We start from the raw sequence: 18,147 nt of genomic DNA, 5'->3' as shown, positions 1-18,147 counted from the left end.
CCGACTTCCCGCGCGTCAGCCGGTGCCCTCAGCCTTGTCGCCCCCCTCAGCCTCCTCAGCCTTGTCGGCCTCCTCGGCCTCCGCCATCCCCTCGGTCTCCGGCTTCGCGTGGAGGACTTCGCGGCCCTGCTCGGCGGCGCGGGCGATCGACTCGGAGACGAAGTCCAGGAAGCGGGCGATGTTCTCCAGCCGCCCGCCGGCCGGGGTGCCGACGCCGAGGACGCCGGCGCCCTGGCGGGTGGTGTCGACGAGCTGGGCGGTGACCTGGGCGCTGACCATCATGGACCGGTACCAGATGTCGTCGTCCACGAAGTAGCGCTCGCGGCGGCGCTCGTCCCGCTCCCGGGTCACCATGCCCTGGCTCTCCAGGAAGGCGATCGCCTTGGAGATGGTCGCCGGGCTGACCTGGAGGCGCTCGACCAGTTCGGCGGCGGTGAGGCTGCCCGCGTCGGTGATGTAGAGGCAGGCGAGTACCCGGGACGCCATCTTGGGCATGCCCGACTGCATCATGCCGTTGGTGAAGACCTCCTCGTACGCGCGCACCGCCTCGGCGTCCCGGCCGTGCGGCTGCGGGGTGGTGTCCGGCCCCTGGGGCGCGGACTGCCGCCGGCGCTGGGCCCGGTGCCCGGTGGCGCGGTGGGCGAGGTCGGCGCGGTAGGCGGCGGGGCCGCCGTTGCGCATCACCTCGCGCGTGACGGTCGAGGTCGGCCGGTCGAGGCGCCGGGCGATCTCCGCGTAGGCGAGGTCGTCGGCCAGCCCCAGCGCGATCTGCTGGCGTTCCTGCTGGGTGAGCCTGCCGCCGGGCATCGCGGCCTCCTTCGGAATCCGTGGTCAGTGCGCGCAGGATAGCGTTCACCTCCAATCCATTGCAACGAAGAGCGCAGAGTTCGTTGCATTCCTTGCAGCGCCGTTGCAATGATTTCTCGTCATCTACCTGCGGCTATACGGATTCATCGCAGCAGAGTCGTTGCTAGATCAGTGAACGCAACGTAGCTTTTCCCTCGTCAGAAAGCAGCGGGCCGACAGGGGACCCGCCGGTCGAGAAGGAGAAGCAACCATGAAGCCGCGCGCCACCACCACCATCCCGGCCGCCACCGCCGCCGTCGCCCCCACCGTCACCCCGGCCGTCGCCCCCACCGTCGACGTCCCCGCCAGCGACGTCCCCGCCTGGAGCGGCATGCTGCGGGTCGACGACACCGCCCTGGCTGTCACCGACACCGGCGGCACCGGCACCGCCGTGGTCTACCTCAACGGCGGCTTCGCCGACCAGTCGCACTGGCGGCGCGTGATCGCCGACCTCGGCGACGGCTACCGGCACATCACCTTCGACGAGCGCGCCCGCGGCAAGTCCGCCACCTCCTCCGACTACTCCTTCGAGGCCGCCGTACGGGACCTCGACGCCGTCCTCGACGCCCGCGGCGTCCAGCGGGCCGTCCTGGTCGGCTGGTCCTACGGCGCGATGATCTCCGTGCACTACGCCGCCCGCCGCCCCGAGCGCGTCCTGGGCGCGGTCCCCGTGGACGGCGCGATGCCCGTCGAGCCCCTCGACGACGCCGCCAAGGCGAAGGTCCGCGGCCTCTTCCGCCGTCTCAGCCCGCTCTTCCCGCTGTGCCGGCGCCTCGGCATGGCCGCCAGGATGAGCGCGCTCCAGCACGCCGAGGTCAACCTCGAACTCATCGACCTGTCCGCCCCCGCCGCCTTCCTCCCCGTCCTCGACCAGGTCACCGTCCCCATCCGCTACGTCCTCGCCACCGGCGGCAACCTCGGCGCCGACGCGAAGACCATGGAGGGCCTGCGCGCCGTCATGGCCGACGTCGCCGCCCACAACCCGCACATCCGGATCGCCGCCAAGACCCCCAGCAACCACTCCAAGATCCTTCGCAACGACCACCGGGCCGTGGCCGCCACCATCCGCGAACTCGCCGACACCCAAGCCCACCAGGCGGTTTGAGTCGCGCGGCGCCGCCCACCCCGGCCCCGACCACGCCTCCCCGGCCACCCCGACCTGGTCGCCCGAATCCGGCGCCTTCACCGGCCCGGCCGGACCGGACCGAGCGCGCCGACCGAGCGGAACGTGCGCGCCGCGGGCGTCGACGTTCCCTGGCGCGGCCCGCCGGGCCGGGCGGCTACCTGCCGGCGGTCAGCAGCTCGCGGACGTGCTCGACCGCCTCCGCCAGCGGGACGGACCGGGTCTCGCCGGTGGCCCGGGCGGTCAGCTCCACCAGACCGTCGGCCAGCCCGCGGGCGCCGACCGTGACCCGGTACGGGATGCCGATCAGCTCGACGTCACGGAACTTCACGCCGGGCCGCTCGTCCCGGTCGTCCAGCAGCACGTCGACCCGCTCGGCCCGCAGCTGCCGGTAGAGCGCCTCGGCGGCTCCGGCCACCCTCTCGTCCTTCGTCCCGAGGACGACGACGGCCACCTCGAAGGGGGCGACCGCGACAGGCCAGACGATGCCCTTGTCGTCGTGGTGGGTCTCCACGACGGCGGCCAACGCCCGCTCCACGCCGATCCCGTAGCTGCCCATGACCGGGACGACCCGCTCGCCGTCCCGGCCGGACACGGCGACGCCGAGGGCCTCGGTGTACTTGCGGCCCAGCTTGAAGATGTGGCCCACCTCGATGGTGACCGCCACGTCCAGCGGCGCACCGCAGCGGGGGCAGGGCTCCCCCGCGGTGACCTCCCGCAGGTCGGCCCAGCGCCGCACGGCGACGTCCCGCTCGACGGACACTCCGCGCAGGTGCACCCCGTCCGTGTTGGCGCCGGTGGTCAGGTCGGTACGGCCGCGCAGCGCCTCGTCGGCGAGCACCGGCAGGTCGGCGGGGACGCCGACCGCGCCCAGACTGCCGGGGGAGGCGCCGAGCGCCGCCCGGATCTCCTCGGCGGTGGCCGGGCGGACGGCCGTGGCGGCGAGTGCGTCGATCAGCTTCTGCTCGACCAGGCTGTGGTCGCCGCGGACCAGGACCAGGGTCAACTGCCCGTCCACCACGTACACCAGCGTCTTGACCTGCCGCTCGGCCGGCACCCCGTGCAGCCGCGCCAACTCCTCGATGGTGCGGGCCCGCGGGGTGTCGAACCGCTCGGGCGCGTCGGGGCCGGGGCCGTCCGCCACGGCGGGCAGCGCGGACGTCGCCTTCTCGGTGTTCGCGGCGTAGTCGCAGCCGGGGCAGCGGACCACCAGGTCCTCGCCGGCCGCCGAGGCGGCCATGAACTCCACCGACTCACTGCCGCCCATCGTCCCGCTGGACGCCTGGACGGCGATGGCGGGCAGCCCGAGCCGGGCGAAGATCCGCTCGTACGCGGCCCGGTGCAGCCGGAACGAACGGTCGAGGCCGGCCTCGTCCACGTCGAAGCTGTACGAGTCCTTCATGGTGAACTCGCGCACCCGCAGCAGCCCGCTCTTGGGGCGGGGCTCGTCCCGGAACTTGGTCTGGAACTGGTACCACATCTGCGGCAGGTCCCGGTACGACCGCAGCTCCTGCGACAGCACGGTGAAGATCTCCTCGTGCGTCACCCCGAGCGCCAGGTCGGCACCCTTGCGGTCCTTGAGCCGGAACATCTCCTCACCGATGGACTCCCACCGGCCGCTGCGCTGCCAGATCTCCGCGGGGTGCATGGTGGGCAGCACGAACTCCTGGGAGCCGATCGCGGCCATCTCCTCGCGGATGATGCCGATGATCTTGGCCCGCACCCGCACCGCCAGCGGCAGCAACGAGTAGTGCCCGGCCATCAACTGCCGGATGAACCCCCCTCGCACCAGCAGCCGGTGGCTCACCGCGTCCGCGTCGGCCGGGTCCTCCCGGAGGGTGGGTACGTACAGCTGGGACCAACGCATGGGCCGGACACCGTCCTCTCGATCTCCGCGGCGGGGATCCGGAGTCTAGTGGCGGCCCGCCCGCCGGGTCGCGCCGTTTTGGGCGGGATGATGAGCCCATGAACGAGATGCCGGTGCGAGTGCCGGTCGAGGAGTTGCGCAGGTCGTTCGAGGTGCTGATGCGGCGCGTCGAGGCCTCGGCGAGCGACGGGGTTGTGCTGGAGCGGGACTACTTCTGGACGGTGGCGCCAGGCGCGACGGCCGAGGTGAACCGCCAGCCCGGCGCCGATGATCTGACGATCGGGCAGGTCTCGGAGTCCTGGGCGCAACTCCGGGCCCTGCTCGCCGACGAGGACCGCGCCGTCGGCCACCACCTGGTCTGGCTCGCCGACGTCCTGCGCGCGATCGGCCTGGAGCACCCGGCGTAGCCGCGTACGCCGGGCGGGGTGACGGCGGCGTGGCCGACGGGGCCGCCCCGCCCGGGCCGGCATGCCGGGCAGGCCCGCGTACGCCGGGCCCGGCTCTCTCCGCGCTCAGCGCCCCGGGCCCGCCGGACTGGCGGTGGCGCCGGGGCCCGAGGGCGGCGCGCTGAGCAGCTCCGGCGCCACCGGCGCGGTCGCGGGATCGGCGATCACCTGGGTGCACCCCCGGTTCGCCGACTGCTCACCGCACACCTGCAGGCCGGCATCGGAGGCGGAGGCGTCGACCATCGGCGAGTACGCGTCGTACCCCCAGTGCACCAGAGCCGTCTGGTGGCCGCCCCGCGCGGTGGTGATCGAGGCGGAGTCGCCCGGGGTGGCACCGGTGAGCTTCGCCCAGGCGGCCCGGCAGCGCGCGCTGTAGCGCACGTGGATGGTCATCCGCTGGACATCGGCGGTGATCAACGTGACGGCGTCGTCGCCGCAGCCGGTGGCCTTCGGATCGAGCCCGGAGCAGGAGACCCCCATGCAGCCGCCCGCGGCGGACGGGGCCACCGTGGCCGACGGTGCGGTCGTGGCTGCGGGGACCGTCGTCGGTCCGGCCTGCGCCGCCTCCGACGAGCGGCCGGGCCACAGTGCGAACCCCAGCCCCACCGCTGCCGCGATGGTCACCACCACCAGTGCCAGGTAGCCGAGTTGGCGCCGCTTGCGCGCCGATCCGCCCGCCCGGCCGTCGCGGGCCTCCCCGCCCTCCGCGTCGTCGGCGGCATCGTCCGCGTCAGCTCCTTCCTGCGCATCACCCGCACCGCCCGCTCCCCGGGACATCGCCGCCTCGAACACCGGCCGCACCGACTCCAGGTCCGTCCTCGACACCTCCGCCAGCCGGGACAGCGCCTCCTCCGTCACCAGCCGTTCGCCGTTGAGCCACCGCTGCCACGAGGACTTGCTGTGGAGCGTCCTCGTCGCCAGCTCGACCAGACTCAGCCCGCTGCGGTCCTTCATCCTCCGGAGCACCTCGACGAGTTCCCGCTCCTCCGCGGACAACCCCTCGGGCAAACGCCTCCAGTGACCGGCCATGTGCTCCCCCCTCAGCAGCATCTGACCTGTGCACAAGGGCAGTTGAACACCCAATGGCCAGCAGACTACCTGTCCCGGACAACGCCGTCAGCGGCTTCCGTCACGCCGGATGCCCTGAGCCGCGGCGAGCGGGCACGGAGCCATCCATCGTCCGCCACGTCATCGCCACGCCAAGGCCGGCAGAGAAGACCCCTTCCAGGCACAGCCGGCTTCGGGCCCGGGCCGCTGGGCGAGCCGGCCCATCAGGTCGGACAGGACACGCCACCGCATCGGGCGCCGGCAGAGCCTCAGCCGGTCGCTCACCGGAATGACGAACAGCCAACCGACACTGGCCCCGCTTCTCCCGCGCACCTTCCCCCCGGCAGTGGCAGACGTGGCCCGGCCGTCTCGCGGGCGATGTATCGGCGACTGGGCCGGTCCGGGTCAGGACAGGACGTTGGCGGGGTCGTCCAGCCACGGGCGGTGTTCGCCGGTCATGGTCACCGTCATGCCGAGCCGGGTGAGTTCCGGCTTGCCACTGCGGACCCACCAGTCGTGCGCGGCCGTCACCTCGTCCCACAGATTGCGCGGGCCCGACTGCGACACGGCGTGCGCTCCGTCCCAGTCGGCGAGGCGGCAGTGGGCGTACGACTCCCCGTCCCAGATCTCGGCCCGGCCGGTGCCGAAGGCTGATCTTGCTTTGCGAGATGCCACAACGCGCCGAAAGCCGGTCTCCCGTGAGACCGGCCTCCAGGCGGAGCCTTCTCAGCGTTTCAGCCAGATCCGACTTCGATCTGCCGAGCTGGTCTGGATCGAGCGTCACCCATGCTCTTTCAGATACTCGGCGAACGGCACGGAATGAGCCAGGGCGATTCGCTTCCATTCCTGGTACCGGCTCATGTCACCGGTGACCAGCTCCCGATTGATCTGGGTGCCATCAGGGCGGAAGTTCAGGTGGACCGCCGAGGAATCATCGAACAACCACCAGTCCTGGCTCGGAATCCCGAGATCCAGCTCGGTGGCGTCCAGGATCCTGACGTCCTCCCCTGCGGCCATGTTTCCCGGAATGCCCCAGGCGAACTGGTACCGCTGGTAGTCCGTCAGCGGCCGGCGCACCACTCGAACCCGGCCGATGGTGCGTCCCGAGGCGACGAAGCCGTTCACCCGCCGGTGCCACGCCGTGTTGTGATCGGCCGGCTTCGGCTCTCCTCGCAGGAATCGAGCGAGGCTTTCGGTCTCCTTGGGCATCGTGTAGACGGGCTGGACCTCGTATCGGAAGGCGTCTTGTCGGTAGCCGTCGAAGTGAGCACGCCACTGGTCACCATCCAAGAGCACGGACGGCCTCCTTCAGAACGTCCTCGGGAATCTCGACGGCGGACTCCCCGGAGGGCACCTTCAGCGCCGTGAAGTGGTCGCCCTGGAACACGAACGTTCGGCGGTCGGTGGCATACACGTTCGGGCAGTCGTCGTCGTCGCAGGTCGGGCCGTTGAACTTGCCGGTAAGGCGCGTCAGTTCCGGCGTCTCAGTCATGCCGACCCCTCTCAGGTCCAGTACTTCCCGACTGGTCCACGACGCTAGGGCTGCTGATGGACCCTGTCCACGGCGCACGCGGCATATTCCCGAGCTGGAATAAAGATCTCCCGCCCGGTCGGTGCCTCCGATGGCAGGTAGGCCGACGGCCCCTTGCGTGGAGCAAGGGGCCGCCGGGCGAGGAACGTTGGCGCAGGAAGTCGGCGGAGCAGACTTCCTGCGCTGGGGGGGCGTCCGGGGGTTACGGCGTGGGGAAGGCGGCGGTCACGGCCTTGGTGCGGGTGAGGATGGCGATCGGGAGGATCGCGAGGGCGGAGAGGCCCTGCAGGACGGCGTACCAGGCCGGGCAGATGCCGGGGATCAGGTCGACGCCGAGGACGGCGAACGGCATCACGGTGGAGACGGTCCGGATCCGGTCGAGGGCCTTGTGGTCGCCGCCGGCGGCGCGGGTGGTGAGGCGGAGGAGCACCGGGGCGAGGGCGGGGAAGATGACGCCGCGGATCCACATGAACGGGGTGGTGTCGTGGCCGGCGGCGGCCATCACGGCGAGGGTCGCGAGGGTGATCAGGCCGATGGCCCCGAAGAGCGTGACGCACCTCTTCGCCGTGGCAAAGGCCTCGCTGGTACGGGAGTTGCCGAGGTTCTCCGTCGCGGTGATCGCCATTGTTCTGTCCTCCGTGTCGTGGTGAGAACGAATCTACGGAGGGGGAGGTCGGCCCGACACCCGTCTGGCCCCACACCTGGGGTGGGGCCAGACCCACCCCCCGCGGGGAGCGGGAGGCCGCCGGAACGATCCGTCAGAAGGCGGCGGTCAGGTGGTCGAACTCGCCGGCCTTGGCGCCCCGGTGGAGCCCGGGCTCCACCTTTCCACCGGTATCGCCGGAGCTGCTGAAGGACGACTTCTGCCCTGCGGGGCCGGTGCTGTGACCGGGACGGTTCACCGTGACCGGAAGGCGGCTCGTGGGACGAGCGGACGCGAAACGGCTGGTATTACTGGGGTATGCAGGAAGAGACCGCACGCTCCGCGATCGACACGTTCATCTCCGCGTTCAACGCCTCGGACGACAGCTATGTGACGGCCCTGCTCTCCCAGGCCCTGACCTCGGACGTGGTCTTCTGGGGACCGTTGGGTCGCAGCGAAGGAATCGCGGCGGTCGAGCGGTTCGTGCTGGACATCCGGCACCACCCGGCGGGGCCCGGCACGATGGTGCGCTGCTCGGCGGTGGACATGCCTGACGAATGGGCCCGGTACCAGTGGGTCTTCACCACGCCTGACGGAGGCCCCCGCCTGGCGGGAACGGACGTCGTCCATCTGCGACGGAGCCTCATCGACCAGTTCATCGTCTTCGCGGGGGAGATCGAGCCGTCCGCCTCCTGAGCCGTCCTGCTGCCGCTGTGGTCTGGTACGAGGTGGACTTCGCCCTCGACGGCGACTGAACACGCGGAGGCCCTCGCCTGGGAAGGCGAGGGCCTCGCGGGCGTCCGACGGTTCGGGTCAGCCGCCGGACGGGTTCCTGGGTGCGCCGCCACCGCCGCCGAAGCCACCACCACCGCCGAAGCCACCGCCACCGCCGAAGCCGCCGGCGGCGCCCTCGACGAGCTGGCTGGCGTTGTAGCCGCCGTTGGAGTCCGGTGTGCCGACGACGGTGACGCTCTGACCGGGCTGGAGGTCGGCGACCTTGCCCTCCTTGTTGAGCTGGACCTTGGTGGAGTCGGCCGTGGTGACCTTGACGGTGTTGCCGTTGGCGTCGGTCAGGTACACCGTCGTCCCGTCGACGGCCTTGACCGTCCCGCGCGTGAAGCCGGCCTGTCCACCACCCTGGCCGCCGCCCTGCCCCTGGCCCTGGCCCTGACCCTGACCACCGCGCCGGCCGCCCGCCTGCCCGCCGCCGTACCCGCCCCCCGCAGAGGCACCTGCGGCGGTCGCGGGCCGAGCGGCGGACTTCGCGCCGGAGGAGGAGGTCCCGTTGCCCTGCTGGTACCAGACCCCGCCCGCGAACGCCACGGTCGCGATCACTCCGCCCGTGAGGACCAGCGAGAGCCAGGGCAGCTTCCGCCGGGGCGGCGCGGCCAGTTCCGCGCTCACGTCGCGTGCGTCCGGCGGGGTGGACAGCAGGGCGACCTGTTCGTCGTGCTCCATCGAAGAAGTGCTCCTACTCATGCCGGAGGGCGTCGATCGGCCGCAGTGAGGCGGCCCGGTTGGCGGGGTAGCTGCCGAAGAACAGTCCGATGGCGACGGCGATGCCGAACGCGCCGAGCACCGAGGCGGGGATCACCACCGGCTTGATGCCGACGATGCTGAAGTGCGAGCCGACGATCCCGGCGGCCACGCCCAACCCCGCGCCGATCACCGACAGCAGGGTCGACTCGGTGAGGAACTGCCCGAGGATCACGGCCCGGGGGGCGCCGAGCGCCTTGCGGATGCCGATCTCGCGGGTCCGCTCGGTCACCGTCACCAGCATGATGTTGGTGATCCCGATCCCGCCGACGAGCAGCGAGATCGCCGCGACCGCGCCGAGCAGCACGGTGAAGGTCTTGGTCGTGCTCTCCCGAGCCGTCAGCAGGGACGCCTGGTTGGTGATCCGGAAGTCGGCCTTGGTCGGGTCGGCGATGGCGTGGGTGCCGAGCAGCACCCGGGTGATGTCGGACTGCGCCGCCGTCGTGGTGTCGGCGGAGGAGGCCTGCACCAGGATCTGGTTGACCGGTCCGAATCCGGTGAACGCGTTCTGCACGGTCGGCAGCGGTGCGATCACCACGTCATCGGGGTCGGTGAACCCGCTGCCGCCCTTGGCGGCGAGCACGCCCACCACCGTGAACGGTGTCCCACCGAGCACGATCTTCTTCCCGACCGGGTCCTCGGTGTCGAACAGCTGCTTGGCGGTCGTGGCGCCGAGCACCGCGACCTTGCGGGAGCCGAGCACGTCGTCATCGGTGAAGTACTCGCCGTGGGAGACCTTCTGGTTGGAGGTCTCGAAGTAGGCGGGGTACGTCCCGACGATCGAACCGGGGCTGTACGAGACGTTCCCGTACAGCGCCGTCCCGCTCGTCGTCACCACCGGCGCCACGGACTTGATCGCCGAGGAGTCGGCGTCGCTCGCCAGCGCCTTGGCGTCGGCGACCGTCAGCTTCTTCACCGACGACGTGGCCCGCGCGCCACCGGACGCCGAACCGGCGCTGACCGTCAGCGAGTTGGTCCCGAGCGAGGTGATCGAGTCCTTCACCGCCTGGGACGAGCCGTTGCCCACCGCCAGCAGCAGGATCACCGAGGCGACGCCGATCAGCACCCCCAGCATGGTGAGCGCCGAGCGCACCTTGTTGGCGGCCAGGCCGCCGACCGCGAAGCGGAGTGTCTGCCAGAGGATCATGCGGGCACCCCCGGCATCGCGGGCGGCGGCCCGTCCACCGGCGCCTGCCGGACGTCGCTGACGATCTGTCCGTCGACCAGCCGCAGCACCCGCTTGGCGTGCCGGGCGACCTCGTCCTCGTGGGTGATCAGCACGACCGTACGGCCGGTGGCGTTGAGCCCGTCGATCAGGCCCAGCACGTCCTCCGTCGAGCGGCTGTCCAGGTTCCCGGTCGGCTCGTCCGCGAGCAGCATCGCCGGGGCCGTGACCAGCGCCCGCGCCACCGCGACGCGCTGCTGCTGGCCACCGGAGAGCTGGTTGGGCTTGTGCCCGGACCGCTCGCCGAGGCCGACCAGCGACAGCGCGGCCAGCGCCCGCCGCCGGCGTTCCGCCGCCCGGACGCCCGCGTAGGCGAGCGGCAGCTCGACCTGGGCGAGGGCGGTGGTGCGGGGGACGAGGTTGAAGGACTGGAAGACGAAGCCGATCTTGCGGTTGCGGACCAGGGCGAGCTGCTGCTCGTCCAGGTGGCCGACGTCGGTGCCGTCCAGCAGGTAGCGGCCGGAGGTGGGGACGTCGAGGCAGCCGAGGATGTTCATCAGGGTGGACTTGCCGGAGCCCGAACTGCCCATCACGGCAACGTAGTCGCCCTGCTCGATGTCCAGGTCGACGCCCGCCGGTTCGTCCGTCCCGGGCCGGGACGGGCCGCGCAGGGCGTGCACGGTGGCGTCGCCGTGCCCGTACGACTTGGTGAGCCGGCTGATCCGGATCACCGGTACGGGGTGCGCGGGGACGCGGTTGTCGATGACGTGCTGCATGCTCAGCCCTTACCGCCCCGGCCGCCGCCACCGGCACCGCCGCCACCGGGGATCCCGACCGCGCCGCCGTTGCCGCCCCGGCCACCGCCGCCGCCCAGGCCCGGGAAGGACCCGCTCGGGAAGCCGTTGTTGCCGCTGGTGGTGGGGAGTTCGACCTTGTCGCCCTGGTTGAGTCCGGAGACCACCTGCACCGTGCTGTCGCCCTCGACGCCCACGCCGACGTCGACCCGCGCGGTGGTCCCGTCCTCGTGCACCACCGTCGCGGTGCGCGAGGCCCCGGTGCCGGACAGCGCCGAGGTCGGCAGCGAGAGCGCGTTGTCGGCCTCGCCGGTGATCACCTGGACGGTGGCGCTGAGGCCGGTGCGCAGGGTGCTGGTGTCCCCGTTGAGCTGCAGGGTGGCCGCGTACTGGACGGCGGAGGCGCCGGCCGCGCCGCTTCCGCTGCTCGACGGCAGCGAACTGACCGACAGGACGGTCGCGTTGAGCTTGGTGTCGGACTGGGCGTTCAGCGTGACGGTGGCCGCCTCGCCCTTCTTCAGCTTGAGCGAGTCCAGCTCGGAGAAGTTGGCGGTGACCTGCATCCCGGTCGGGTTGGTCAGCACGATGAAGCCGCTCGGGGTGCCCGAACCCGCGCTCGACCCGGAGGACTTGGCGGAGGAGGCCGAGGAGCCCGAGGCCGAGGCGCCCACCGTGTCCCCGACCTTCGCCGAGACCGAGGCGACCGTCCCGTCCACCGAGGCGGTGAGCGTCGTACCGGTCAGCGCCGCCTGGGCGTTGGTGAGGTTGGTCTGCGCGGTCGCGACCTGCTGCTGGGCCTGGGCCACCGCCGCGTCGTCGACCTTGGTGGTGGTGATGGTGGTGGTCTGCGGGGCGGGCGTACTGCTCCCGCCCGCCCCGCGACCCCCACCGCCCCCGCCGCCGCTGTTCGACGGAGGGGTGGTGGCGCCGGGCAGGGGTTCGGTGGTCGTCGTGGTGACCCCGGCCTGCGCCTTGGTGAGGTTGGCATTCGCGGTGGTGAGCGCCGCCTGGGCGGCGTCCACCTGCTGCTGGGCCGCCGTGGTGTCGACCGTCGCCAGCACCTGGCCCTTCTTGACGGCGTCCCCCACCGCGACCTTGACGGCGGTGAGCCGCCCGCCGGTGGCGAAGTCCTGGGCCGCGTCGGTCGGGGAGGCCAGTGTGCCGGTTCCGGATACGGTGGCCAGGACCGTCCCCTTGGTCACGGTCGCCGTACGGGCGGCCGGCTTGGCGGCGGCCGTGCCGCCGCTGCCGTCGACCGTGGCGTACACCAGGGCCGCACCGCCCAGCAGAGCCACGCCGAGCGCTGAGTTGACGAGGACGGCACCTCGCCGCCGTGGGAGCACCTTCATGGCGCACAGCTTCGCCGGGTGCTCTTGCGCTGCCCTGGGCACCGGCTGGGAGGAGACTGACCGGCCGGATCCGGGCATTCCGCCCGAACCGCCCACCCCGCGCGGGCAGCTTGGCCGGTGCCTGGGCGGACGTTGGCCGAACTCCCAGCGCTCTCCCAGCGATCCCCGGTCATCCGGGAGGGTTTCCTCAGAAAACCACTCCCGTCCCCCAGCCCCCGGGCACCGGAACGCCGCAGGGGCGCACCCCTCACGGAGGGCGCCCCTGCGAACGGAAAGAACGGGAACGGCAGGAAGAACAGGAACAATCGGAAGAACGGAAAGAACGGGAAGCCCGACGGACCTCAGCCCTCGATCTCCTTGCGGAAGGCCTCCGCCACCGCCAGGAAGATCGAGTTGCCCTCGGCCTCGCCGATCGAGATCCGCACGCCCTCCGGGAACGGCCGGACGATCACCCCGGCCTCGCCGCAGGCCGCGGCGAAGTCCGCCGAGCGCTCGCCGAGCCCGAGCCAGACGAAGTTGGCCTGCGAGTCCGGGACGTCCCAGCCCTGGGCGCGCAGCCCGGAGACGACCCGGTCGCGCTCCCCGACCAGCGCCTCCACCCGCACCAGCAGCGCCTCCTCTGCGCGCAGCGAGGCGACGGCGGCGTCCTGGGCGAGCTGGCTGACGCCGAACGGGACGGCGGTCTTGCGCAGGGCGGCCGCGACCGGCTCGTGGGCGATCGCGAAGCCGACCCGCAGGCCGGCCAGGCCGTACGCCTTGGAGAAGGTGCGCAGCACGCAGACGTTGGGGCGGTCGCGGTAGAGGTCGATGCCGTTGGGCACCTCGGGGTCGCGGATGAACTCGATGTACGCCTCGTCGACGACGATCAGGACGTCGCCGGGGACGGCGTCCAGGAAGCGCTCCAGCTCGGCGCGGTGGATCACGTTGCCGGTGGGGTTGTTGGGGTTGCAGACGAAGATCAGCCGGGTGTCGGGGGTGACGGCGGCGAGCATCGCGTCCAGGTCGTGGTCGCCGTTGGCCTTGAGCGGGACGGGCACGGGCGTGGCGCCGGCGATCTGGGTGATGATCGGGTAGGCCTCGAAGGAGCGCCAGGCGAAGATCACCTCGTCGCCCGGGCCGGCGGTGGCCAGCACCAGCGACTGGGCGACGCCGACCGAGCCGGTGCCGAGGGCGATGTGCTCGGTGGGCACGCCGAAGCGCTCGGCGAGGACGGCGGTCAGCTCGCTGACGCCCATGTCCGGGTAGCGGTTGAACGAGCCGGCCGCCGCGACCGCCGCCTCCAGGACGCCGGGCAGCGGGTCGTTCGGGTTCTCGTTCGAGGACAGCTTGTAGGCGTCGGCGCCGGCCGGCTTGCCGGGCTTGTAGGTGGGGATGCCGTCCAGGCTCGGGCGCAGGCGCGGGCCCTGCGCTGAGGTACCACTGCTCACGGTCGTACTCCTTCGTGTCTCTGCCGGTCGGCCCGCCCTCGTACGGTCGGGATCGCCGCCGCACCCCGGGACCCGGCTGTGCCCCCGGGATCGCGGGGCGCGCCCGGACCACCCCGGTCGGGTGTCTTGCACGATACCGACCACCCTCACCCGTAGGAGTGAGATGCCCGGACGGGTGACAGGCGCAGATCAGCCATTCTGCCCGGTTCCTTTGGCACATGTCAGAGGTAAGTCGGCTGGTTTCAGGAGGGTATCGAAGGGGCGCACCCGGGATCGCTCTTGGAGAAACGTATCTCCGAAGGCTCCCGATGCGCCGGTCACAGACCCTTGTCAGGAGCCATACGATCGGTCCGCCATGACAGCAGCAGCCAACCAGAGCGGTCGGCGGCCCACCACCTCACGGCGTCTGGAGCGGGCCGGCATCCGGGATGTGGCAGCAGCCGCCGGAGTGTCGATCACCACCGTCTCCGATGCGCTGAACGGAAAGGGCCGCCTACCCGACGAGACCCGCAGCCGGGTGCGCGAGGTCGCCGAGCGCCTCGGCTACCGCCCCTCGGCGGCCGCCCGCACCCTGCGCACCGGACGATCCGGCCTGATCGGACTGACCGTCACGACGTACGGCGAAGAACCCTTCACCTTCACCGAGTTCGCGTACTTCGCCGAGATGGCCCGGGCCGCCACCAGCGCCGCCCTCGGCCGCGGCTACGCGCTGGTGGTGCTGCCCGCCTCCTCCCGCCACGACGTCTGGGGCAACATCGCCCTGGACGGCACCGTGGTGATCGACCCGCCCGACCAGGACCCCCTGGTCAGCGAGCTGTACCGGTCCGGCGTGCCGGTGGTCAGCGACGGCAAGCCCGGCAACTGCCCGGTCACCGCCTGGGTCGACAACGACCACGAGGCCGCCGTGCTCGGCATCCTCGACCACCTCTCCGAAGCGGGCGCCCGCCGGATCGGCCTGCTCACCGGCACCAGCACCGACACCTACACCCGGCTCTCCACCGAGGCCTACCTCGGCTGGTGCGCCAAGGTCGGCCAGGAGCCGGTGTACGAGGCCTACCCGGCCCACGACCCGGCCGCCGGAGCCGTCGCCGCCGACCGGCTGCTCGCCCGCCCGGACCGCCCGGACGCCGTGTACGGCCTGTTCGACCCCAACGGCACCGACCTGCTCGCCGCCGCCCGCCGGTACGGCCTGCGGGTGCCCGACGACCTGCTGCTGGTCTGCTGCAGCGAGAGCGACGTCTACGCGACCACCGAACCGCCGATCACCACCCTCTCGCTCAAGCCGCGCAAGATCGGCACCACCGTCGTCAACCTGCTCATCGACGCCATCGAGGGAGTCGACTCCGGGACGGGCGTGGACATCGCCCGGCTCTTCCCACCGCGCTTCCGCACCGCCGGCACCGGGCCGCCGCCCGGCACCCTGATGCCGACCGAGCTGATCGTCCGCGCCTCCTCCCAGCGACGGAGCCCGCGCACCACCGTCAGCCCGCCCCGGCCGCCGGGCGAGGTGTAGGGGGCGGGTGAGGCCCGGACCTCGCCCGCCCCGCGCGGAAAGCCCGCGGAAAGCCCGCGCCACGCCCCCCCGGAAGCCCTCCAGGAAGCCCGGGACACCCCCCGAGAGGCCCCCGGAGGCCCCCTGAGAAGCCCCCACCACGGCGGCGAGACCCCACGAGACCCTACCGAGCCGGGACAAAACGGACCTTGCGGGACCGCCCGGCTGACGCTCCGGAGGATTGGATACCCACCAGGTGACGACGGCGGGAGAGTGGTCTTCCTATGATGGGCGAATGACACCCGAGGACCGCTTCCCCGGACCTGAGCACCCCCACTCAGGCCCCCGCCACCAGCCGGACCTCGAGGTGCTGCCGTACGGCACCTACTACGAACCCGAGCCCGCCCCGGGCTACCAGAACACCCCGTACGAAGCGGAGACCTACAGCGGCTACGGCGGCGCCCGCTACCTGGAGCAGCACTGGCCCGACGGCCAGGGACACGGACACACCGTGCACGCCCAGGCGGTCGGCACCGACCAGGGGCCGGCCGACCAGTCACCGCTGTTCTCCCCCCAGGGCCAGGGACAGGGCCATGGACAGGGCCAGGGACAGGGCGGTTACGAGGGCGGCTACGACGCCCAGGACCACCCCGGCTACGACGCCCAGGACCACTCCGGGTACGAGTCCCAGGAGCACCCCGGCTACGAGCCCACCCTGCCCGACCAGCCCTCCCCGGCCCTCCAGCTCACCGAGCAGCACCCGGGGCAGCTCACCGACCAGCTCGCCGACCGCGACGACCCACCGACCATCGAACTCGGTCCGCCGCTGCCCGACCCCGCCGCGCCGACCTACCCGTACCCGGCCCCCGGCCCCGGCGAGCCGCCCGGCCCGGTCTACGTCGTCGGCGACGTGCACGGCTACCTCGAGGAACTGCGCACCGAACTGCACCACCAGGGCCTGATCGACGCCGACGGCCACTGGTCGGCCGGCCGCGCCCGGATCTGGTTCCTCGGCGACTTCACCGACCGCGGCCCGGACGGCATCGGCGTCATCGACCTGGTCATGCAGCTCGCCGCCGAGGCCGCCGCCGCCGGTGGCTACTGCCGCGCCCTGATGGGCAATCACGAACTGCTCTTCCTCGGCGCCGCCAGGTACGGCGACGAGCCCGTCCAGTCCACCGCGGGCACCGCCTCCTTCCTCGCCGCCTGGCGGCTCAACGGCGGCCAGCAGAACGACCTGGACCGGCTGGAGGCCCACCACATCAGCTGGCTCTCCCGGCTGCCCGCCATGGGCCTGGAGGACGGGCACCTGCTGCTGCACTCCGACACCACCGCGTACCTGGAGTACGGCGAGTCCATCCCCGACGTCAACGACGCGGTGCACAGCCTGCTCGCCGACGGCAGCGTGGACGAGTGGTGGGACTGCTTCCGCCGCTTCACCAAGCGCTTCGCCTTCCGCGGCGACGCCGGGCCGACGGCCGTCCACGAGCTGCTCGACACCTTCGGCGGCTCCCGGATCGTGCACGGGCACAGCCCGATCCCGTACCTCACCGGCGCGGTGCACGCGGACGACGGGCAGCCGCCGCACATCCCGGGGCCGTACGTGTACGCGGACGACCTGGCGGTGGCGATGGACGGCGGGGTCACCATGGAGGGCCGGCTGCTGGTCGCGCGGCTGCCGATCTGACCTTCGGTCAATTCGGGACCGGCGCCGGAGCAGTTCGGGACCGGCACTGGAACAGTACGGGACCGTCACTGGAACAGTTGTTCCCGGCGCGCACGCCCCTGCACGCGCGCGGCCCGGGGCGCGAAATTCCGGAAACCGACTGTCAGCACGGCCGCACCCGCCCCTACCATGAGGCACACCACACCCGGCCGCCCGTCCGGCGGCCCGCCTCCGCGCCCGCCCCGGCGCCCTGAGGGTGTCCCGCGTCCCCGATGCGGTCCCGCCTCCTCGCCGCCGACCGGGGTCCGCATGAACGGGGTCCCCATGTCCAACCCCCCACCGCTGCTCGCCGAGGACCGCCCGGAGTACGAGCGCCTCCTCGGCGAAGCCCTGCGCGACCGCACCGTCCTCACCGCCCTGCGCGCCCCCGGCGCGCTCACCACCGACCAGCTCCGCGTCCTCGCCCTGCGCGACGCCGACCGCATCAACACCGCGGCTGCCACCGAGTACGCCCACTACACCGCGCTGCGCGAGAGCCTGCGCGCCACACCCCCGCCGCCCGCCGACGTCGAACCGTACGCCCCCGGACTGCTCAGCCAGCTGCGCTCCGCCAACGGCGGCGCCGGGCTGTTCCCCGTCCTCACCGTGCTCACCCCGATCCTCGCCTGGGCCGCCGCACTCGTCCTCCTGCTGGTCGGCTACCTGCTGCGCGCCACCGACTCGGGCCTCACCCTCGGCCGCTCGATGGTCACCGCCGGCTGGGTCGCGCTCGCCGCCGGCGTCGCCGCCATGGCCGTCGGCATCATCGGCCTGCTGCTCACCGCCATACGCGACGGCGCCGCCGCCGTCCCGGCCGGCACCGACCCGGAGCTCGTCGCCGAACTCACCGCCGCCCGCACCGAATGGCGCACCGCCCTGCGCGAACGCGGCCTGCTGCCGTACCTCCACGCCCAGCTGCCCGCCGTCCCCGGCCGCCCGGCCCCCGGCTTCACCAGCCCGGACTTCACCAGCCCCGGCTACAGCCCGCCGGCCTTCACCAGCCCCGGCCCCGACGGCATCACCGACCCCGAGGGCCGCACCTCCCGCCCCGCCGCCTTCACCCCGCCCGACTTCACCGGCCCGGGCTACACCCCGCCCGACTTCACCGGCCCGGACGACGTCGGCTGAGCCGCCCCCGGGGACGACGCCCCGGGACTGCCGCCGCGCAGCCGGATC

Annotated in this window: 18 protein-coding genes; 6 read left to right on the top strand and 12 right to left on the bottom strand. The window is 72.4% G+C overall.

Features of this window, described 5'->3' with window-relative positions; all coding sequences use genetic code 11:
* Positions 1-15 precede the first annotated feature (15 nt).
* Entirely contained in the window at positions 16-807 is a 792-nt protein-coding gene (locus ACZ3YL_RS26100) for a GbsR/MarR family transcriptional regulator (RefSeq protein WP_465660022.1), read from the bottom strand.
* Positions 808-1,057: 250 nt separating this feature from the next.
* Between ACZ3YL_RS26100 and ACZ3YL_RS26095 the strand changes: the two genes are divergently transcribed.
* Positions 1,058-1,951, top strand: coding sequence for an alpha/beta fold hydrolase (locus ACZ3YL_RS26095; RefSeq protein ID WP_465660021.1), 894 nt, complete (start codon positions 1,058-1,060; stop codon positions 1,949-1,951).
* A 175-nt stretch (positions 1,952-2,126) separates the two neighbouring features.
* Here the strand turns inward: ACZ3YL_RS26095 and ACZ3YL_RS26090 are convergent, their stop codons facing one another.
* On the bottom strand, positions 2,127-3,836 hold the full coding sequence (locus ACZ3YL_RS26090; protein WP_465660020.1) for a proline--tRNA ligase: 1,710 nt from the start codon (positions 3,834-3,836) through the stop codon (positions 2,127-2,129).
* A gap of 98 nt (positions 3,837-3,934) precedes the next feature.
* Here ACZ3YL_RS26090 and ACZ3YL_RS26085 point away from each other — a divergent pair, with 98 nt between their 5' ends.
* The gene (locus ACZ3YL_RS26085; RefSeq protein ID WP_465660019.1) at positions 3,935-4,243 is read left to right on the top strand and encodes a hypothetical protein; all 309 of its coding nucleotides are present in this window, start codon (positions 3,935-3,937) and stop codon (positions 4,241-4,243) included.
* A gap of 105 nt (positions 4,244-4,348) precedes the next feature.
* On the opposite strand, the gene ACZ3YL_RS26080 is transcribed toward ACZ3YL_RS26085, so the two are convergent.
* The 5 genes from ACZ3YL_RS26080 to ACZ3YL_RS26060 all read right to left on the bottom strand — a co-directional run bounded on the left by ACZ3YL_RS26080 (position 4,349) and on the right by ACZ3YL_RS26060 (position 7,485).
* Positions 4,349-5,311, bottom strand: coding sequence for a DUF2690 domain-containing protein (locus ACZ3YL_RS26080; protein ID WP_223242500.1), 963 nt, complete (start codon positions 5,309-5,311; stop codon positions 4,349-4,351).
* 423 nt (positions 5,312-5,734) lie between these two features.
* A complete protein-coding gene (locus ACZ3YL_RS26075) occupies positions 5,735-6,004 on the bottom strand; it encodes a hypothetical protein (RefSeq protein WP_465660018.1) in 270 nt (89 codons plus the stop codon).
* A 105-nt stretch (positions 6,005-6,109) separates the two neighbouring features.
* Positions 6,110-6,625: a DUF6879 family protein gene (locus tag ACZ3YL_RS26070; RefSeq protein WP_465660017.1), complete on the bottom strand. Its 516-nt coding sequence runs from the start codon at positions 6,623-6,625 to the stop codon at positions 6,110-6,112.
* The gene (locus tag ACZ3YL_RS26065; protein WP_465660016.1) at positions 6,609-6,821 is read right to left on the bottom strand and encodes a hypothetical protein; all 213 of its coding nucleotides are present in this window, start codon (positions 6,819-6,821) and stop codon (positions 6,609-6,611) included. The genes ACZ3YL_RS26070 and ACZ3YL_RS26065 overlap by 17 nt, the downstream gene beginning before the upstream one ends.
* Positions 6,822-7,062: 241 nt before the next feature.
* Positions 7,063-7,485: a hypothetical protein gene (locus ACZ3YL_RS26060; protein WP_465660015.1), complete on the bottom strand. Its 423-nt coding sequence runs from the start codon at positions 7,483-7,485 to the stop codon at positions 7,063-7,065.
* 336 nt (positions 7,486-7,821) lie between these two features.
* On the opposite strand from ACZ3YL_RS26060, the gene ACZ3YL_RS26055 reads away from it, so the two are divergent.
* Complete coding sequence (locus ACZ3YL_RS26055) at positions 7,822-8,199, top strand: nuclear transport factor 2 family protein (RefSeq protein ID WP_188305834.1); 378 nt, start codon at positions 7,822-7,824, stop codon at positions 8,197-8,199.
* A 117-nt stretch (positions 8,200-8,316) separates the two neighbouring features.
* Here the strand turns inward: ACZ3YL_RS26055 and ACZ3YL_RS26050 are convergent, their stop codons facing one another.
* The 5 genes from ACZ3YL_RS26050 to hisC all read right to left on the bottom strand — a co-directional run bounded on the left by ACZ3YL_RS26050 (position 8,317) and on the right by hisC (position 13,774).
* Positions 8,317-8,961: a hypothetical protein gene (locus ACZ3YL_RS26050; RefSeq protein WP_465660014.1), complete on the bottom strand. Its 645-nt coding sequence runs from the start codon at positions 8,959-8,961 to the stop codon at positions 8,317-8,319.
* 13 nt (positions 8,962-8,974) lie between these two features.
* A complete protein-coding gene (locus ACZ3YL_RS26045; protein WP_188305832.1) occupies positions 8,975-10,186 on the bottom strand; it encodes an ABC transporter permease in 1,212 nt (403 codons plus the stop codon).
* Complete coding sequence (locus ACZ3YL_RS26040) at positions 10,183-10,980, bottom strand: ABC transporter ATP-binding protein (RefSeq protein ID WP_188305831.1); 798 nt, start codon at positions 10,978-10,980, stop codon at positions 10,183-10,185. The genes ACZ3YL_RS26045 and ACZ3YL_RS26040 overlap by 4 nt, the downstream gene beginning before the upstream one ends.
* 2 nt (positions 10,981-10,982) lie before the next feature.
* Positions 10,983-12,347: an efflux RND transporter periplasmic adaptor subunit gene (locus ACZ3YL_RS26035; protein WP_465660013.1), complete on the bottom strand. Its 1,365-nt coding sequence runs from the start codon at positions 12,345-12,347 to the stop codon at positions 10,983-10,985.
* Positions 12,348-12,688: 341 nt separating this feature from the next.
* Positions 12,689-13,774 carry a histidinol-phosphate transaminase gene (gene hisC, locus ACZ3YL_RS26030; protein ID WP_188305829.1) on the bottom strand — a complete coding sequence of 362 codons (1,086 nt, stop codon included), beginning with the start codon at positions 13,772-13,774 and terminating at the stop codon, positions 12,689-12,691.
* 355 nt (positions 13,775-14,129) lie between these two features.
* On the opposite strand from hisC, the gene ACZ3YL_RS26025 reads away from it, so the two are divergent.
* The 3 genes from ACZ3YL_RS26025 to ACZ3YL_RS26015 all read left to right on the top strand — a co-directional run bounded on the left by ACZ3YL_RS26025 (position 14,130) and on the right by ACZ3YL_RS26015 (position 18,099).
* Positions 14,130-15,287, top strand: coding sequence for a LacI family DNA-binding transcriptional regulator (locus ACZ3YL_RS26025; RefSeq protein ID WP_188305828.1), 1,158 nt, complete (start codon positions 14,130-14,132; stop codon positions 15,285-15,287).
* A 274-nt stretch (positions 15,288-15,561) separates the two neighbouring features.
* Positions 15,562-16,953, top strand: a complete 1,392-nt coding sequence (locus ACZ3YL_RS26020; RefSeq protein ID WP_465660012.1) for a metallophosphoesterase — start codon at positions 15,562-15,564, stop codon at positions 16,951-16,953.
* A gap of 303 nt (positions 16,954-17,256) precedes the next feature.
* On the top strand, positions 17,257-18,099 hold the full coding sequence (locus tag ACZ3YL_RS26015) for a hypothetical protein (RefSeq protein WP_188305827.1): 843 nt from the start codon (positions 17,257-17,259) through the stop codon (positions 18,097-18,099).
* Positions 18,100-18,147 lie beyond the last annotated feature (48 nt).

Source organism: Kitasatospora sp. NPDC023176, assembly GCF_055560495.1.
Note: the sequence above shows the minus strand (reverse complement) of the source record. Positions and strands in the feature narration are given on the sequence as shown.